Source organism: Halomonas litopenaei (assembly GCF_017303055.1).
GTDB lineage: Bacteria > Pseudomonadota > Gammaproteobacteria > Pseudomonadales > Halomonadaceae > Halomonas > Halomonas litopenaei_A.
Window position 1 is genome coordinate 68,239 of the sequence record NZ_JAEKJT010000006.1, and the last position, 17,899, is coordinate 86,137.

At 59.2% G+C, this 17,899-nt stretch carries 18 protein-coding genes; 11 read left to right on the forward strand and 7 right to left on the reverse strand.

What is annotated here, in order from left to right; genetic code table 11:
• The first annotated feature begins 101 nt into the window (after nt 1-101).
• Entirely contained in the window at nt 102-683 is a 582-nt protein-coding gene (locus JF545_RS12915) for a hypothetical protein (RefSeq protein ID WP_242520860.1), read from the forward strand.
• 127 nt (nt 684-810) lie between these two features.
• Here the strand turns inward: JF545_RS12915 and JF545_RS12920 are convergent, their stop codons facing one another.
• Entirely contained in the window at nt 811-2,019 is a 1,209-nt protein-coding gene (locus JF545_RS12920; RefSeq protein ID WP_206942691.1) for an NAD(P)-binding domain-containing protein, read from the reverse strand.
• Between the two features lie 111 nt (nt 2,020-2,130).
• Nucleotides 2,131-2,652 carry a MarR family winged helix-turn-helix transcriptional regulator gene (locus JF545_RS12925; protein WP_206942693.1) on the reverse strand — a complete coding sequence of 174 codons (522 nt, stop codon included), beginning with the start codon at nt 2,650-2,652 and terminating at the stop codon, nt 2,131-2,133.
• Between the two features lie 300 nt (nt 2,653-2,952).
• Here JF545_RS12925 and JF545_RS12930 point away from each other — a divergent pair, with 300 nt between their 5' ends.
• The 5 genes from JF545_RS12930 to JF545_RS12950 all read left to right on the forward strand — a co-directional run bounded on the left by JF545_RS12930 (nt 2,953) and on the right by JF545_RS12950 (nt 8,968).
• Nucleotides 2,953-3,471: a hypothetical protein gene (locus JF545_RS12930; RefSeq protein ID WP_224851778.1), complete on the forward strand. Its 519-nt coding sequence runs from the start codon at nt 2,953-2,955 to the stop codon at nt 3,469-3,471.
• Between the two features lie 335 nt (nt 3,472-3,806).
• The gene (locus tag JF545_RS12935) at nt 3,807-5,618 is read left to right on the forward strand and encodes a BCCT family transporter (protein WP_242520861.1); all 1,812 of its coding nucleotides are present in this window, start codon (nt 3,807-3,809) and stop codon (nt 5,616-5,618) included.
• Nucleotides 5,619-5,837: 219 nt separating this feature from the next.
• A complete protein-coding gene (locus tag JF545_RS12940) occupies nt 5,838-7,427 on the forward strand; it encodes an ABC-F family ATPase (RefSeq protein WP_206942694.1) in 1,590 nt (529 codons plus the stop codon).
• A gap of 422 nt (nt 7,428-7,849) precedes the next feature.
• Nucleotides 7,850-8,440, forward strand: coding sequence for an NAD(P)H-dependent oxidoreductase (locus JF545_RS12945; RefSeq protein WP_206942696.1), 591 nt, complete (start codon nt 7,850-7,852; stop codon nt 8,438-8,440).
• A gap of 213 nt (nt 8,441-8,653) precedes the next feature.
• On the forward strand, nt 8,654-8,968 hold the full coding sequence (locus JF545_RS12950; RefSeq protein WP_206942698.1) for a putative quinol monooxygenase: 315 nt from the start codon (nt 8,654-8,656) through the stop codon (nt 8,966-8,968).
• Nucleotides 8,969-9,046: 78 nt separating this feature from the next.
• Here JF545_RS12950 and JF545_RS12955 read toward each other — a convergent pair whose 3' ends face one another.
• From JF545_RS12955 to JF545_RS12970, 4 genes are all read right to left on the reverse strand, one after another.
• Nucleotides 9,047-10,237 carry an MFS transporter gene (locus JF545_RS12955; RefSeq protein ID WP_206942700.1) on the reverse strand — a complete coding sequence of 397 codons (1,191 nt, stop codon included), beginning with the start codon at nt 10,235-10,237 and terminating at the stop codon, nt 9,047-9,049.
• Nucleotides 10,234-10,641: a GlcG/HbpS family heme-binding protein gene (locus tag JF545_RS12960; protein ID WP_206942702.1), complete on the reverse strand. Its 408-nt coding sequence runs from the start codon at nt 10,639-10,641 to the stop codon at nt 10,234-10,236. The genes JF545_RS12955 and JF545_RS12960 overlap by 4 nt, the downstream gene beginning before the upstream one ends.
• Before the next feature lie 145 nt (nt 10,642-10,786).
• Nucleotides 10,787-11,467 carry an IclR family transcriptional regulator gene (locus JF545_RS12965; RefSeq protein WP_242520874.1) on the reverse strand — a complete coding sequence of 227 codons (681 nt, stop codon included), beginning with the start codon at nt 11,465-11,467 and terminating at the stop codon, nt 10,787-10,789.
• An 88-nt stretch (nt 11,468-11,555) separates the two neighbouring features.
• Nucleotides 11,556-11,927, reverse strand: a complete 372-nt coding sequence (locus JF545_RS12970; protein WP_206942707.1) for a winged helix-turn-helix transcriptional regulator — start codon at nt 11,925-11,927, stop codon at nt 11,556-11,558.
• 288 nt (nt 11,928-12,215) lie between these two features.
• On the opposite strand from JF545_RS12970, the gene JF545_RS12975 reads away from it, so the two are divergent.
• From JF545_RS12975 to JF545_RS12995, 5 genes are all read left to right on the forward strand, one after another.
• Nucleotides 12,216-12,803, forward strand: a complete 588-nt coding sequence (locus JF545_RS12975; RefSeq protein WP_206942709.1) for an NAD(P)H-dependent oxidoreductase — start codon at nt 12,216-12,218, stop codon at nt 12,801-12,803.
• A 29-nt stretch (nt 12,804-12,832) separates the two neighbouring features.
• The gene (locus tag JF545_RS12980) at nt 12,833-13,180 is read left to right on the forward strand and encodes a cupin domain-containing protein (RefSeq protein ID WP_172977712.1); all 348 of its coding nucleotides are present in this window, start codon (nt 12,833-12,835) and stop codon (nt 13,178-13,180) included.
• A gap of 26 nt (nt 13,181-13,206) precedes the next feature.
• On the forward strand, nt 13,207-14,007 hold the full coding sequence (locus JF545_RS12985; RefSeq protein WP_206942710.1) for an SDR family oxidoreductase: 801 nt from the start codon (nt 13,207-13,209) through the stop codon (nt 14,005-14,007).
• Between the two features lie 102 nt (nt 14,008-14,109).
• Complete coding sequence (locus JF545_RS12990) at nt 14,110-14,826, forward strand: glutathione S-transferase family protein (RefSeq protein ID WP_206942711.1); 717 nt, start codon at nt 14,110-14,112, stop codon at nt 14,824-14,826.
• Nucleotides 14,827-14,941: 115 nt separating this feature from the next.
• Nucleotides 14,942-15,346: a PaaI family thioesterase gene (locus JF545_RS12995; protein ID WP_206942712.1), complete on the forward strand. Its 405-nt coding sequence runs from the start codon at nt 14,942-14,944 to the stop codon at nt 15,344-15,346.
• Nucleotides 15,347-15,817: 471 nt separating this feature from the next.
• On the opposite strand, the gene JF545_RS13000 is transcribed toward JF545_RS12995, so the two are convergent.
• Nucleotides 15,818-17,248, reverse strand: coding sequence for a P-loop ATPase, Sll1717 family (locus JF545_RS13000; RefSeq protein ID WP_206942713.1), 1,431 nt, complete (start codon nt 17,246-17,248; stop codon nt 15,818-15,820).
• Nucleotides 17,249-17,899: the final 651 nt, after the last annotated feature.

A 17,899-nucleotide genomic window follows, 5' to 3' on the forward strand; every position in this document is an offset into this window, starting at 1 on the left:
GCCCCCGTCGATACACCCCAGCTTCAGCCCTGCCCTACTTACAGACATGCATACAGCCCTGCTCACAGCGTTTCTCTCCGCCTCTTACCCGACCCAGCATCATGCTCGCCGACAAGGTCTGTAAGGATTTGCGACACCGACCGACGCAAACCGGCGCGGCCTCGACTGTGCAGCTGCGCATTCGCGACAGGTTGCCAGCGGGGTGCCATGACGACCATCTCGTGACCGCCGCCGTGCGGAATGATCTCAGGAAAGGAGAGGAAACAGATATGTCAGGACTAAAAGGCGGGCTGCTGGCGATGCGTGTCGGCATCTTCCTGGTGTTACTGGTGTGGACGCTAAGCAAATTCATCAACCCCGCCCAGGGCAGCGGCATTATCGACAAGTACTTCGGCGTCGCGGGCGTGGACACCGCCGTGGTGATGGTGCTCGGCGCATTGGAGTTAGCCCTGATCCTGGCGTTCGTGGCGGGCCTTTATAAGCGCATGACGTACGCAGGCGTGCTCGCCATTCACGGCATCTCGACGCTGGTGACGATTCCCGCCATGGTGACAGATCCCTTTGGCCATATGCTGTTCTTCGCCGCCCTGCCGATGCTGGCGGCCTGCTACACCCTGTACCGGCTGCGCGACGAGGACACCTTGCTGACGCTGCAACGCTCGGCGCCAGTGACCACCGCCTGAAACACCGTCGCCGGACCTACCAGCCCCTGGTAAGTAATTCTTCAACTACCGGGGGCTGGCTGTGTCAGACAGATCGATGCGGTCGGGCACGTACCCTAGCCTCGCTATCCTCGCAAGCATCGTCGCTCTATCGATGGCCGAAGCTACCTCGTGCCGCTCCTTCCGCCAGCATTGCGACCACCGAGCGCACCTGTTCGTAACCGGTCCTCAACAGAAAGGTGGGAGCACGGCCGTAGCTCTTGATGCCCAGGATAAACAGCCCCTGCTCCGGATGACGGAGTTCCTCGGCGCCGTGGGAGGGCACCGAGCCACAGCTATGTACGTTGGGGTCGATCAATGGCGCCAGACGAACCGGGCTCTGGGTGGCGGGATCCAGCTCGAGGCGAAGCTCAGACAACAGCGACAGATCTGGCCGGAAGCCGGTAGCGACGACTACCTCGTCCACCGGCGGCAAGCCATGCCCTTGCCCCTGGATGACCAGACCATCGGCCCATTCCTCAAGTCGCTCGATCCTGACCCCGGGATAGACCTCGATCCTGCCATCGCTCACCAGACGCTGGACCTCAAGCCCCAGCCGACCGCGTTCCTCGAGAGGATCGTCGGCGCAACCGCAGAACATTCTGGCCGGTGAATCTCCACGAATTGCCCACAGCACCCTGGTGTCCGGAGCCGCCTTGGCGAGCTCAGCCAGATCACGTAGCAGATTGAAGGCCGAATGCCCGGCTCCGACGACCAGTACACGCCGGTTGGCGTAGCGATCACGCCCCTCCTTCAGCACCGATGGCAGTCCGTAGGTCACCCTCTGTGCCAGTCGCGCCTCCCCCAGCGCTGGCATACCGTGCGCTCCCATCCAATTGGGCTGGCCAAAGGTACCTGAGGCATCGATGACCGCATCGGCGAACAGGTCCCGCTCGCCATCGGGGTCTTCGATCCTCAGCACGAACGGCGCCTCGAAGCGCCCCTTGTCTTTCAGCACATCGATACCGGACCGACTCACTCCCAGCACGCGGTTTTGCAGGTACACGCGGTCTCGGAACTCGGGCAGATTCGCCAGAGGTTCCAGATAGTGATCCACAAGCTCCTGCCCGGTCGGGCAGGCATTGCCGCCAGGTGGCTGCCATCCGGAGGCCTGCAGCAAGGCGACAGCATGACCGTCGAGGTTGCATTCCCAGGGCGTGAACATTCGCACATGCCCCCACTGCCGCAGATGCTCACCGACGCCCTTGCCCGCTTCGATAACCAGCGGATCGAGTCCATGCGCTAGCGCGTGGGCGCAGGCGGCAAGCCCTACAGGACCGCCTCCGATGATCGCGATCCTGCCACTTGTCTGATTCATCTATCGCTCCTTGAGAGAGTGGTACCTTGGCGGACGCGCCCTCACATCCGACATTAGTTGTCAGTACCAACAATCCGTACAAAAAAACTCAGGTCTCGTCCTCATTACAACTCAGGGCCGAGGCCCTGGACCACAGCGCCGATGCGCTGCCTGGGTCAACTGCCGTATCAGGGTCAGCGCCGCCCGACGCATATCCGGAGTGAGCCCTTCGAGCATTGCCCGCTCTTCGGCGATCAGGTCGGCGCGAATCGTCTGGTACAACGCTTCTCCCTGCACTGTAGGCCGGATCAGCGCGGCACGTCGATCCGCCGGATCGGCGATCCGGTCGACATGTCCCTTGCGGACCAGGGCGTCCACCACGCGACTCGCCGTGCTCTTGTCCAGGTACATTTCGCTAGCCAACCCCTGCAGGCGCAATGGCCCTTGATGGACCAGAGTCTCCAGGGCATAACACTGGGCCACAGAAAGGTCATAGCCGCAAATGCGATCTCGATCTCGAAACTGGTGGACCCGAATCAACTGATTGAGCGCGTCATAGAGCGCTCGGGCATCCCGATCGAGGTTCTCGCCGCTAGGGAGGTCTCGGGAGTTGTCGCTGTCGCTTTTTTGGGTGCTATCGCTATGGAGAGACATTGGGTCTTTGGTAGTTTAGTTGGTACTAGCAACGTAAATGACCTTCCGGGCCGGGTCAAGCGGCGCACCGATGAGTCGAGAGCCCTGCGCCTGCGGTGAGCGACTCCTCTCCTCTGACTAAGAAGTTCCTTCTCAACCTCTGATATACGGCAAGGTTTTCTATTTCCCGCGCGCTAATGAACAGCAAGATTACAGTGACCGCTTGATGGCATCAGTTGGGCTTCATACCATCAGACTTCAATAATAAATAAAAACGTTCTGTTGAATGATATGAATATTTACGCACGGGAGTAACGCCAAGTGAAACGAACGAGTACCCTACTATCTGTTGCTGTAGCAAGTGCCATGATGCTCAGTGGTTGTGCCAGTATCGTTGGTGATCGCGATCAGGCAATCACCATCAACAGTGCTCCAACCCATGCAGACATTACAATCGTCGACGAAAAGGGGCAGCAAGTCTTCGAGGGAAGCACGCCAACCAGTGTAACGCTCAAAAAGGCTGACGGCTCCTACTTTGGCGGAAAGGATTATGTCGTCACCATCAGTAAAGATGGTTTTCAGAGTCGCTCTATAGAGATTACCAGCCATGCCAACGGCTGGTATGTAGGAGGCAACTTAATTTTTGGGGGATTGATTGGCTGGTTAATCGTTGACCCATTAACAGGGGCCATGTACTCGTTGACCCCGGATGAGATAAACACTTATCTGGGCGACAGTCTCACGAGTACACAAGGTGGGGAGCAAGAGGTCACTCTCGTATTGATCGAAGATGTGCCACAGGAGCTTCGCAATAACTTGAAGCTACTCAGCCAGCGATAGCCTACTCGTAGGGGGCAATGTAACTGTCAACCCACTCCTAGAGGGATGAACTGCGCCCGCACCCGAAGCGCCGGGGCAGTTCTCCCGGGCCCCATGACGCGCAGCGATGGTGGAGCGCTTGAGGCTAAACGTAGCGTCGACGCACCCAGAGACGTCTCGTCAAGCTATGTCCTGCGCCACGGCCGCCACTAAAAAGTGTATGATATGCAACGCATTGGTGGCCCGACGCCACCTTCTTTCCAGCATTGCTGGCGTTTGCGACAGCGCACCGGCCCTCGCTTCCCATGCAGGCGAGAGCAGGTTTGGTGCGTCCCATTCGCCAACGTCCAGGCACGATGACTTGCTCTCAGTCTTCGCGCCACGAGGTCGCTCGTAGCTGGAGTGACAGCGGGATCGCCGGCCCGTGGCCCGGCTCAAGAGGATACGAGACTATCGCTACTTCAGATTCACCCTCCACGGCAGCCGCCAGCACGGCGTCTTCCGACTCTCCCCCCGACGACAATCCCCATGCGGTGATGGGCACCGACTACATGGTCACAGAGCTCGACCAGGGCGGTCCTTTCCAGGGCATGCACCGCGGCATGACCATCACCTCTGGTGCGCTGATTCTGCTCTTTGTGCTGTTCACCGGCCTTAGTTCGGACACGGCAAGCGTGGTGTTCGGCACCGCCCGCACCTGGATCGAAAGCACCTTCAGCGGCTATTACCTGATTTCCGTGGTCGCGCTGCTCGTCGTCTGTGCCTTTATTGTCTGCAGTCGCTACGGCAATATCCGCCTGGGTACCGATGACAGCCGCCCGGAATTCAGCAACTTTGCCTGGTTCTCGATGCTGTTCTCGGCGGGTATCGGCATCGGCATTCTGTTTTTTGGCGTTGCCGAACCGATCTTCTATCTCGACAACTCCGGTGCCTTCGGCTATCCCAACAACCCCCATGCCGACATGGCCGGGGCCACCGAGATCGGCCACGAGCGCGCCATCGATGCGCTACGCGTCACCGTCTTTCACTGGGGCCTGCACGGCTGGGCCATCTACGTCATCGTCGGCATGTCGCTGGCCTACTTTGCCTACCGCAAGGGACTGCCCCTGGCGCTGCGGTCTGCCCTCTATCCGTTCATCGGCGATCGCATCTTTGGTCCCCTTGGCCACTTGTTCGACATCTTCGGGGTACTGGGCTGCGTGTTTGGCGTCGCCACGTCCCTCGGGCTCGGGGTCAGCCAGATGGGCGTCGGACTGGAAAAGCTGTTTGGCATCAGTGATGGCCTGCCCACTCAGCTAGCCCTGATTGCGGTCATCTCGACCCTGTCGATCATCTCGGTCGTCAGCGGTGTCCAGCGCGGTATCCGTATCATTTCGGTGCTCAACATCTGGGTGTCGGCGGTGGTGATCGGCATCTTCCTGTTCGGCGGGCCCACCCTATGGCTGTTCAAGACCTTCGGTGAGACGCTGGCCGACTACGCCACCGAAGTGATTCCGATGGGGCTCTGGTATGCCGACAAGGCAGGCACCAGCGAATGGCAACAGGCCTGGACCATTTTCTACTGGGGCTGGTGGCTCGCCTGGGCTCCGTTTGTCGGTCTGTTCATTGCCCGCATCTCGAAAGGCCGCACCCTGCGGGAGTTCGTGCTCGGTGTGCTGCTGGTACCGACCCTGCTGGCGTTTATCTGGCTGGTCATCTTCGGCGGCAATGCGATCCATCAGGAGTTGAACGCGGCCGGTGGCGCCGGCTCCGCCGGCATTATGGACATGGTGCGTGCCTGGGACCTGCCTTCGGCGCTGTTTGCCACCGCAGACGGTATCGTCGGCTCCGGCGTATTCGGCTGGGTGCTGTCGGCGATGATGGTGTTCCTGCTGATGAGCTGGTTCATCACCTCGTCAGACTCGGGCACCCTGGTGCTGACCACCATTCTATCCCTAGGCGATGACGATCCGCCCAAGCTGTTCCGCGTCTTCTGGGGCGTCATCATCGGCCTGGTGGCGGCGGTGCTGCTGGTTGTTGGCGGGCTCTCTGCGCTGCAGACAGCACTGATCGCAGCGGCGCTGCCGGTCAGCGTCGTCATTCTGGTGATGACCCTTGCGGTGCTGCTATCGCTGTTCCGCGAGCCGGGCGATCCCTATCGACCACGTTCTCGTCTGTCCCGTCGCTGATGCGACAAGCCCGAATCCCTGCGGATTCGGGCTTTTCAGTTCTGGCTGCCTGACATACGGCTATGCAAGCCCTGACGCTGCGGACAGGCAGCGCTGGGCGCTCACCGAGTGGATACCCCCCGGGTCGGACGCGTACAATGCGCGATCCACTTTGGTCGAAGCCTCCTGTCGTGCCGGCCCAAGTCTCACATTCATGCTGCTTCCGCGAGATTCCCTGCCGTGCTCTCTACCGCCAACATCACCATGCAGTTTGGCCCCAAGCCGCTGTTTGAAAACGTCTCTGTCAAGTTTGGACAGGGGCACCGCTACGGCCTGATCGGGGCCAATGGCTGTGGCAAGTCCACCCTGATGAAGATCCTTGGCGGTGACCTGGAGCCGACCAGCGGTCAAGTCATGAAGGACGCCACCACCCGGCTGGGCAAGCTGCGCCAGGATCAGTTTGCCTTCGAGGACGAACGCGTCATCGATACCGTGATCATGGGCAATGAAGAGCTGTGGAAGGTGGCTGCGGAGCGCGAGCGCATCTATGCCCAGGCGGAGATGAGCGAAGAAGATGGCATGGCGGTGGCCGACCTGGAGGTCCGCTATGCCGAGCTCGATGGCTACACCGCCGAGGCGCGTGCCGGTGAGCTGCTGCTGGGCCTGGGCATTCCGCTCGAACAGCATGATCAACCGATGAGCGTGGTAGCACCGGGCTGGAAGCTGCGCGTGCTGCTGGCTCAGGCGCTGTTCAGCGACCCCGACGTGCTGCTGTTGGATGAGCCGACCAACCACCTGGACATCAATACCATTCGCTGGCTGGAAGATGTGCTCAGGGCGCGTTCATCGACGATGATCATCATTTCCCACGACCGCCATTTCCTGAACAGCGTCTGCACCCATATGGCGGATCTGGACTACGGCGAACTGCAGCTGTTTCCCGGCAACTATGACGAGTACATGACGGCCGCCACCCAGGCTCGTGAGCGTCTGCAGGCAGAGAATGCCAAGAAGAAGGCGGAGATCGCCGAGCTCAAGCAGTTTGTCAGCCGCTTCTCGGCCAATGCCTCCAAGGCCAAGCAGGCCACCTCACGCCAGCGCAAGATCGACAAGATCAAGCTGGATGAGATCAAGCCCTCATCTCGGGTGAGCCCGTTCATTCGCTTCGAGCAGAACAAGAAGATCCATCGCCATGCCCTGGCGGTCGAGGAGCTGACCAAGGCCTGGGATGACAACGTGCTGTTCGAGCGCTTTGGTCTGCGCATCGAAGCCGGTGAACGCGTTGCCATCATCGGCCCCAACGGAATCGGCAAGACCACGCTGCTGAACTGCCTGGTCGGCTCGATGGAGCCCGACGCGGGCGAGGTCAAATGGACCGACGCTGCCGAGGTGGGCTACTTCGCCCAGGACCACGCTGCCGACTTCGAGGGTGGCGAGACGCTGTTTGAGTGGATGCAACAATGGACCACGTCTGGCGAGCAGATCGTACGCGGGGCGCTGGGCAGAATGCTGTTCTCCAACGATGATATCGGCAAGTCGGTCAAGGTGATCTCCGGTGGAGAACAGGGCCGCATGCTGTTCGGCAAGCTGTCACTGCAAAATCCCAACGTGCTGGTCATGGACGAGCCCACCAACCACCTGGACATGGAGTCCATCGAGGCCTTGAACCTCGCCCTGGAGCACTACGCCGGCACCCTGATCTTTGTTAGCCATGACAGAGAATTCGTCGGCTCGCTGGCCACTCGCGTCATCGAAATGAAGGACGATGGCATCGTCGATTTCAGCGGTAGCTACGACGACTATCTGCGCAGCCAGGGTATCCTCGGCTGATAGAGCACGGCATATCCACGGGCAGCGCTGGCTGCCCGTGGCTGCTCAGTGGCCTCGCTCGCTTAGCTGCTCGCCCCGATCATCTCGCCCTTCTTTCCTCTTTCCCGCTCTTTCTCCCTCTCTCGCTCTTTCTCTCTCTCGCACTATCTCGCTCTCCCCTCTCTCCCCTCTCTCCCCTCTCTCCCCTCTCTCCTCGATCCTGCTGATCTGCTGTCTCTCTTCTTCGACTTCCTCCTCTCGCTTTACGGTCAGCCGATCATGCCGCAGCGCTCACGGGTCTCCTGCCGTCAGTTCTTGGCTGCTTCTTGGCGCCAACGTGCAACATCATTAGCGAGAAAGTGTTTTGCACTCATACCGATTGTCCGAGCCTGCACGAGCCCCCACTGTACCGCGTGACCATTTTTAGACGAATCGGGCAGTCAATGAACATTCTGATGCTTAATGGCGGCAAGGCATTCGCTCACTCCGGCGGCCGCTACAACGACACTCTGCATGACGCGGGCCGAGGCGTCCTCGCTGAGCTGGGTCACCAGATTCAGGAGACACGCATCGACGAGGGTTACGACCTTCAGGCCGAAATCGACAAGTGGCTGTGGGCGGACACCATCATCGTGCAGATGCCTGGTTGGTGGATGGGACCGCCGTGGATCGTGAAACGCTACCTGGACGAAGTACTGACCGAAGGCCATGGCAGCCTCTACGCCAGCGACGGTCGCTCGCGCAAGGATCCGTCTCTCCAGTACGGCAGTGGCGGTCTGCTGCAGGGGCGCCGCTATATGCTGTCATTGACCTGGAATGCGCCCAGAGAAGCCTTCGATGAGGAAGGCAACTTCTTCGAGGGCAAGGGCGTCGACGGCGTCTACTTCCCGGTCCACAAGGCGATGGAGTTCCTCGGCATGCAAGGCTTGCCCACCTACCTCGCCAACGACGTGATCAAGGTGCCCGCGATCGATACCCATGTCGCCGAATATCGCGAACATTTGCTCGCGCTGTTCTCGACCACCGAAGCCTGAGCAAACGCTGCCGTCATTAGCCGTGCGGAACGACGCGTCAGCGCCCGAAGCCCAGCATCCGAAGCCTCTGTGCGATCAGGTAGGGCCTTCGAGCAGCGGACGACGCAGCGACTCATCCGTGCAGGCATTGATGCCGCGCTTCCTTGAGCGCTTTACGGCCCCGACAAACCGGCCGGGGCCCGTCCACCAGATCAAGACCAGAGGAGTGTCACCATGCTGTGGGTCATTGCGACGATCACCACAACCCCGGGCAACGCCCAGAACGTGCTGGATGCATTGCTTGAGGTAGCCCCAACGGTTCAACAGGAAGAGGGCTGCCTGCGCTATCAGCCGGCCATCGACGCCCCAAGAGGCCTGACCCATGACGACACCGCGCGTAGCGATACGGTCACCGTCATCGAAACCTGGTCCTCCCGTGCGGCACTGGAAGCCCACATGGATACCCCGCACATGGCGCGCTTTCGCGACGCCACGGCAGACTGGGTCACCCATGCCGACATTCGCTTGATCGACCCAGTCGACGCGTGATAAAGGCGCAACGATCAAGAACATACCCGCCCCCGCCCCTTCACCAAGGGGGCGGGGGCGGGCGAAATGGCGACTCCATCACGCCGCCGCCTCGACAACACGAGAGCGGTTCACCTTGCCCTGAAGCCACAGGATGCCCAGCGCCAGCACCGCCAGACCGCTTCCGGCCAGTGGCGTGAGTGCCAGCGCCTCCCTTGCGACCAGCGCACTCCCCACGGCGGAGCCGGCCGAGATACCGATATTGAACGACGAGATATTAAGCGCCGAAGCAAAGGCCACCGCCCGCGGCCGATGCTGTTCGGCAGACGCCAGCATGCCTGACTGAAACGCGGGCGACAGACCAAAAGCCAAGGCACCCCACACCGCCAGCCATATCGGCATCAACGCGCTTATCTCTCCCCAGGCATGGATGATCGCCAGGATCGCCGCCAATCCGACCAGCAGCCAGGCGGCCGTGCGCCGCCAGCCCATGGCGCCGACCATGCGACCGCCCATCAGGTTGCCAACCAGGGTCGCGCCACCGAAGACGATCAGCAGTCCACTGGCGATATGCGTGGAGAAACCCGACTGCTCGGTCAGCCAGAGACTGATGTAGGTGAACAGCGGAAAGGTCGCCCCGAAGCCCACCGCCGTCAGCGCCATGGTCACCACGATGACCGGATGGCCGAGCGCCGACAGCTGCTCTCGCCAGCTGCCTGTCGGCTGGGCGTCCAGATGCGCCGGCACCCAGCGCCACAGCGCGACTAGCGCCATGCTCGCCAGTACCACAATCACCACGAAGGGGACCCGCCACCCCACGCCGTTACCCAGCAGGCTTCCGACAGGTACACCAATCACCATGGCCAGCGTCAGCCCCGAGAACATCAGCGCAATGGCACTACCTGCCTGCCCTTGTGGCGCCAGCCGACTGGCCACCGTCGCCCCTAGCGCAAACAGGGCGCCATGTGCCACGGCCGTGATCACTCGGCCGAGCATCAGGCTGGTGAAGTCCTGGGCGATGACCGCCAACAGATTGCCGACCAGGAAGAGCGCCATCAGCCCCGTCAGCACCCTACGCGGCGGGAAGCGGGACAAGGTCAGCATGAGCAGCGGCGTACCGATCGCCAGGGCCAGTGCATAGCCACTCACCAGGGCACCGGCGCGATCCTGGGTGACGCCCAGATCACTGGCGATGGTGGGCAGCACCCCGACCACGATGAACTCCGCCATGCCGATGGCAAAGGCAGCCACCGCCAGTGCCAGCACGGCAGGATGCTGGCCGCGCATCATGCCGCCTCCCGTGCCATCAGGCGCGGCCCCAGCTGGGCAAGGGTCTCGTCCAGTTCAACGGTTGCGCCGGCTACACCGACGGCCCCGACCACGCGCTGTTGTGCATCGCGCAGTACCACGCCGCCGCCAAAGCTGATCAGGCCACCGTTGGTGTTTTCCAGGGTATAGACGGCCTCGCCGGGAGCGGCGATCTGACCGAGTTGTGCACTGTCGGCTTGAAACAGCGAGGCCGTGCGCGCCTTCTTGATCGCGACATCGATACTGCCGGGAACCGCGCCATCCATGCGTTCGAAGGCGACCTGGAGCCCGCTGGCGTCCACGATGGCCAGCGAGACGGCAAACCCTTCAGCGGCAGCAGCCTCGCGAATCCCTGCAATCACGTGATGGGTATCATCAAGGTGCATGTCATTCTCCTCATGAATACAGACAAGAGCAGCGTCGTCGTCGACGCGATGAGGAGCATGCCGATGCCGCGCAGGCAGGCACAGGGGGGAGCGGCGGATGCCGATCAAGATTCGACAATGTCGAACGGCGAGGAGTACAGGAGGGTCATCGCGCTAGAAGTTGCTTCGCCAACCGGCTCAGCTGCGCCTGCGTCCAGCGCGATGAGGGACCCGCCATGCCCAATGCGGCCACGCAATCGCCGCGCTGGCGCAGCGGAATCGCCAGGCAACAAAGACCTGCCTCCACGGCTTCAAGGTCCAGTGCAAAGCCCTGGAGGCTGACCTCACGCAGTTGAGCCTCCAAGGCATCACTCAGGGGCCCAGTACGCCTGACCTGACGTAGCAGGTCATCATCGTTGGCCAGGAAGACATGCCCGATCGCCGAATGCCGCAGCGACTCCCGGCGTCCTCGCGGGCTCTGGACACGCCGTGGCTGTCGTCCCTCCACGGCCTCGAGATACAGGTACTGCTGGCTGCCGCAGGGCGCGGCCAGATAGACCGTCTCATCACTCAGCGCCGCGGCTTCTTCCAATAGTCCGCGGTAATGATGACGCAGTTGCTCACGCTCCTGCGCCAATGGCTCAGCCAGCTCGTCAAGACGCAACCCAAGCCAGTAGCCCTCGGCCAGGCGCCGGACGTAGCCCAATGCCACCAGGGTATTCAGCAACCCGTGAACGGTGGTTTTGCCCAAGCCCACCTCAGCGCTGAGATGGGCCAATGTCTGCGGCTTGTCGGCGCGTCGCAACGCCTCGAGCAGCAGAAAGCTGCGCGACACCGACTGGATCATTCTGGTCACTGACGTGCCTCGCCCTGGGTCCCGGAGCGTGCGGTGGGAACGCCCGACACCCCGCGAGAGCGGCCCGGAGACACCCTCATCATTGGTCCACGACCCCTTCCGGCAATGACTCGCTCCATTCACGCAGTTCATCGAGCACCCTGATGGCCGTCTCGCCAAGTGGCGTGATCGCGTATTCGACCACAACCGGCGACGTCTCGCGCACGTGCCGGGAGATCAGCCCCTTTGTCTCGAGAAAACGCAGGCGCTCGGTGATCATCTTCTTGCTGGCGCCCCCCACCATGCGAGCAAGGTCATTGAACCTCACCGGCCCTTCGTTGATGTGCCACAGCAAGGACCCTGTCCACTTGCCCCCGAGAATTCGCATGCCCTTCTCGATGGCACACGGCTCCAGACAGGGCGACGCGACACGACGCCGGCCTTTCGAATCTTCCGTCACAGACGCTTCCACTTTCCTATCTCCTGTGTACCTACCCAGCCCCCGCTCGAATCGTGGCGTTGACGGCGCCTTGGCCGCTCTCCTCTACCAGGGCGTCCTCTACCAGGGCGCCTTCCACCAGCGCGTCGCCTCCAAGACGTCTCTGATAAGGCGTCAACACGTCCGCCGGGATGTCACGCTGCTGTCCAGCAGCCAGGTTACCAAAAGTATACTAGTTGTTTTTATATACCGCTCGCTTCATCTTAACTCCTGAAGAGCCTGCAGATCCATGACTCATTGCCACTCAAGACGGAGGTTTTTATGCGTAACGTACTGATCATAAACGGTCACCAGCCCTATCCATTTGCCAAGGGCACACTCAACGACAGCCTGGCTGAGCGCGCTCGTCATTGGCTTTCCAGCAAGGGCCACGAGGTGCGCGTCAGTCGCATCGCCGAAGGGTATGACGTCGATCAAGCCATTGCAGACCACCAGTGGGCCGACGTCGTGATCATGCAGTTCCCGATCAACTGGATGATGGTGCCCTGGTCCTTCAAGAAGTACATGGATGAGGTCTACACCGCCGGCATGGACGGCCGTTTCTGCAACGGCGACGGTCGCACCGCCGAGAAACCGAAAGAAAACTACGGTCTTGGCGGTACTCTCACCGGCACACAGTACATGCTCAGCGTCACGCTTAACGCCCCGGCCGAAGCCTTTGATGACCCCGAGGAACCTTTCTTCGCCGGCAAGTCGCTGGATGACCTGGTCGCCCCCGTGCATCTGAACGCACGCTTCTTCGACATGAGCCCACTGCCGACCTTCGGCGCTTTCGACGTGATGAAGAACCCCGACATCGATAGCGACCTCGCACGCTTCGATGCCCACCTCGAGCGCGTCTTCGGCTGATGCCTCCGTCACCTTCAGGAGAACACCCCATGACAACACCTCAATGGCCTGACGCTGGGCACCCGGTTCCGCTGGCCGACCAGGCCTCTCCGGAGTTCTACCGCGAGCTCATCAACACCGGTGAGACACGCCTGGTACACATGACCATGGCCCCCGGCGCCGCTGATGCGCCTCACCGCCATCCCGAAGAGATCGTCTACTTCCTTTCTGCCGGCCGCCTGCGCATCGCGCTGGAAAGTGGCGATGTCGTAGAGCGTGACGTGGTAGCAGGGGACGTCATGCATAACGAGGCCTGGGCCCACCAGGTGACCAACGTTGGCGCGACTTCCGTCGAGGCCATCATTTTCGAACGCCTGGATCGCGACGACCTGGCGTAACCCCACTTATCTCGAGGAGAGAGACGATGAAAACCATTCTGATGACAGGGGCCGGCAGCGGTCTGGCGGAAGGTGCCGCACTGGGACTGGCGCAGCAAGGACACCGGGTCATTGCCACGGCGGAGATCTGGCCACAGGTATCGGCCCTGAAAGAGAAGGCGCAGCAGCTGGGGGTTCGCCTGGAGGTCGAAAAGCTCGACATCACCGATGCTCAGGATCGCGACAGCATCTTTGCGCGCTACGGCGCCGAGGTGGATGTTGTGGTGGCTAATGCGGCGATCGGCGAGACCGGCCCCATCGCCGAAATCCCCGTGTCGCGCGTGCGCAAGGTCTTCGAGACGAACGTCTTCTCGACCCTCGAGTTCGTCCAGCCTTACGCCAAGACCTTTGCCAGCCGCGGCCAGGGCAAGATCGTGCTGGTATCTTCCATCGCCGGCTTCACTACCTTCCCGTACCTCGCGCCCTATGTCGCGTCCAAGCATGCCCTGGAAGGTATTTCCCAGCTGCTCCACGAAGAACTGGCACCGCTGGGCGTGAAGGTCGCCACCATCAACCCGGGCCCCTTCCGCACCGGTTTCAACGACCGCATGTACGACACTCTCGACCAGTGGTACGACCCAGAGACAAACTTCACCCCTGAGGCGCCGATCCGAGAGACCCAGCAACTGTTCGCCGGGGACGATCTTCAGCTTGATCCCTCATCCATGATCGATGAGATGGTGCGCCTCATCCCGCTGGACGAGCACGCCTTCCGTAATGTGCATCCCGCACGATTCGAGGAAGACGTAAAGCGCTACCAGGAGAGCCTTTGGGACCGTCAGATGTGACCGTCCACAGGCAACAGGAAATGCGCGTCGGGCCCGATGCACGAGGGTAGCGGGCCCGGCGAGCAACGCCCTACATCGCGTTACCCCATGAGGACGTTCCCTATGTCACTGCCGGATATTCACCTGTACACCGCTGCCACCATGAACGGTTACAAGCCGGTCATCTTTCTCGAAGAGGCGGAGGTGCCCTACGAATTGACCTTCATCGACTTCGGCAAGAAGGAGCAAAAGGCGCCCGACTATCTCAAGCTCAACCCCAACGGGCGCATTCCCACCATTGTCGACCGAGGCAATGACGACTTCGCCGTGTTCGAGAGTGGCGCCATCCTGTGGTACCTGGCCGAGAAGTACGACCAGTTCCTGCCCAGAGAGGCCAAGGCCCGCAGCGAAACGCTACAGTGGCTGATGTTCCAGATGGGGGGCATCGGTCCGATGATGGGCCAGGCCATGTACTTCCAGCGCATCGCCGCCCCCAACGGCCAGCAGGAACCCTTCTCCATCAAGCGTTACGTGGATGAGTCCCGTCGCCTGCTGGAGGTCCTGAACACCCGCCTGGAAGGCCGCGAGTGGCTGGCGGGGGATCAGTACACCATCGCCGACATGGCGACCTATCCCTGGGCACGCGCCTACGTCTGGGCCAAGGTGTCGGTCGACGGTCTCGACCACCTGAAGGCCTGGTTCGAGCGGCTCGATGCGCGCCCCCAGATTCAGAAGGCCTTGACCATCCCTAAGGCACAGCCCGCCTTCTGGGGTGACGCCGACGAAAGCGAGTTCCTCAAAGAAAATGCGGCACGCTTTTCCTCCGATGTGCGCACTTGAACTCAACCCGACGTGGCTCATCGCTGAAGGTGTGTAGCGACGCCATAGTGACAGCCCTTGGCCAGTGTGTATCGTAGGCGCTATTCAGAATTATCCTCACAATGAGATCACCGCCATGACCACCGCCGACGATATTAACCGCATGCTGGCAACACACTGGCCAAGCTGTCCGTTTACCTGTCTCGAACTTGCCGAGCGGCACGCCATTGCTACGGTCGAGGTCCGAGAAGAGGACCTGCGGCCCGGTGGCTATGTGTGTGGCCCTGCCCTGTTTGCCGCTGCAGACGCGGCACTGTGGTTTCTGGCTTCTGCTGGCCGTGAAACGCCACAGGCCATGGCGTTGACCTCTGACCTGGCGATTCGCTATCTGTCGCCGGCTGTCGGCCAGCGGATCATCGCCCGGGCCGACCTCAACAAGAGCGGAGGCAGAACCATGATCGGCAGCGTATCGGTGTGGATGGATGACAGCGAAAGCGAGCCCTGCGCCATCGCACAGGGCGCTTACATTCTTCCCGCCTGATAGTTGATGTCGGCTCCCGCCCGTCTATCACCTGGGAGCATACAACCCTTTGGCCGGCCGGGCGCCAATGGCCACAGGCCTGCTCGGCTTCGATCTACCGCCGTGCAGCGTCGTGCTGCTTGCTGACATCCTTCAACGACTTCTGACCCGGTCTTCACACTGCACTAGAGCTTATCGATCCATCTCAGAGCTAGGAGGCGGTGAAATCGTATTGGCGGGCCACCTCAGCTGCTGTGGTCTTGCCTTTCAAGATGTCAGTAACCACAGCTTTTTGAGTATCCCTGTTCGTCGTTCACCTTTCAGGGGTCGACGGGAGGTTCGTTGCTGATTTCACCCTCCCGATAGCTGCGCTATTGCCTGTGCAGCTTGGGAGAAGGGCACTTCACTTCTTTGTTACCTTCATCATTCCATCGACTCCAATGTACAGTCAAAAAAACCAAAAAAGTTACAGAAGGAACTAATCAAGAAGACTCACCTCATCCTCTCCACTGTATTGACAGATTTTCTAAAGCAAGGATGTATTTGCACCTCCTCAAATCTTGGTTCATGTCGATCTGAGTATGAGAAGAATGTCTTACTACCTCCCTGACCGCCTTGGACAAAATCACCTATAAAACCAATTTCATACAATATATGAAGAAAACTCTCAAAATCTGCCTGATCGGCAATATCATTAAACCATGACTGATTAACTTCTGCTTCAGTAAAAATCTGAAACAGCATTTCGTCGACTTCTTCGCGCTTAAGATGGTACTTATTCCTGAAGAATCTTGTTTTCCAGAACGAAAAAATAGTCGAAAGATTCGGATATTGATTCGAGTACTCAGTGCACAAGTCATCAAGCTTCCAAGATGAATAAGTAGGCTCACAAGCCTTCAAGGTTTCACTATCAGGCTTATCACCGTGAAGTCCCTCAGTGTAGAACCTAGCCATCTGGATAAGTTCTCTTGGCCTTGAAAGAGTTCTTTCGACAAGCCAGTTATCTGTATTATGTGTTCCTACAGTTTCAGGAAAAACTTTTAAAAATGGTCTATCTGAGAGTTCCTCACCAGACTGCTTCATATTAAAAATAATTCTTCGCTCAATGAGGTTCACTAAGGATGCTTTAGACCATCTAATCCTTTCAATGTTTCGATATTTATCAGAGTGCTGAGTTCTGCTCATCAAAATTGAATAAACATCTTCTCTAAGATACACGAAAACATGAATATTCCTAGAAAGAGCCATCAGATAAGAGCTTGCTGCGAGTAGCCCCAACAGCATATTATTTGAAACGTCAGAGTTATCCCAGCCGAGGTCAAGATCATCAACCATGATGACAATCTCAGCTCCTGACTCAGCAATTGATCTCAAATGATGCTCTAAAGCATCAACTTCTGCGACTGCTCTCAGCTCTCTCTCTAGTTGAAGCCCCAGATCACCTAACTTTCCGGCTTTAACTTTGACTCTCGTCAAAATATCCGAAATATTTTCAACTAAATCCTTGGATGTTCTATTCAGCTCAACCGAAATCCCTCGGGCAAACTCCATGCTATCTGAGGTGTACTTACCTTTTGCTTTATGGCCAAGCAAGGAAAGGCTATCCAGCATTATCTGCCTCAACCAACTATGCTGAAAGAAAATCTCCTCACCAAATCCTTCACTAAATGACTCTTCATTAACAATATTTCTTATTGATGAGTAGCTAGGAGTAATATTAACAACATGAATACCTTTCTGCTGATCGAAAGAATTTGCCAACTTCTTCCTAAGAGCGCTTTTTCCTGACCCCTTCCGACCGACAACTAAAAATTTTGATTTCCTGAGAAGTCGACCATAACTGTCGGTATCAACAAAATAAGAGAGAAGATTCTCATCTTTCTCAGCGCTATCATCACCCCATAAAATACTATTCAATTCCATAAAAATCAGTCTCAACCATTTCTTATCAATTTACTCGCCCAAGCCGAATCTCACAAATACCCAGGTTCCCCACGTCCTTCGTATCCTGCGACTTGATCAATTCCTTCGCATAGCGCAGGTTGTCGCTGATAAGCAGCCAGACGCCGCCTGCGACGCGCAGCTCGCGCTTGATGCGCACCTCGCCACTGACGAGCAGCAGCCCCCTCCGGGTGCGGATCGCGGCTACTGCGGACCACCAGCACCCAGTCGCCGTCGGCCAGAGTGCCGTCCATCGAGTCGCTGCGGACCTTGACGCCGACCACCCGGGCCGGATCGAGGCCCTGGGCGGCGAGCTGTTTGGTGGGGACTACAGCGTGGACTTGACCTCTTCCCGCTTGAGCTAACGGCCACCACCGACAGCGACCTCAATGTCGTACATGGCTACAGCTAATAGCTTTGAACTTTTCGGGCGCGAACTCATCTTGAGATAGTATCAAACGCAGCCTCTCTTCCTTGAGACGCTCATGGATCGTCACACGGACTCCTCCAGTCCCTCTGACACATGCATATAAATGCATTGGCGTTCAATCCGAAGCAAGCGCATGTTCATCAAAGAAGGAAGCCGCCGTCGAATTCGTGGCTTAGCTACCCGCGCCTCGCGCGCTAAAACTG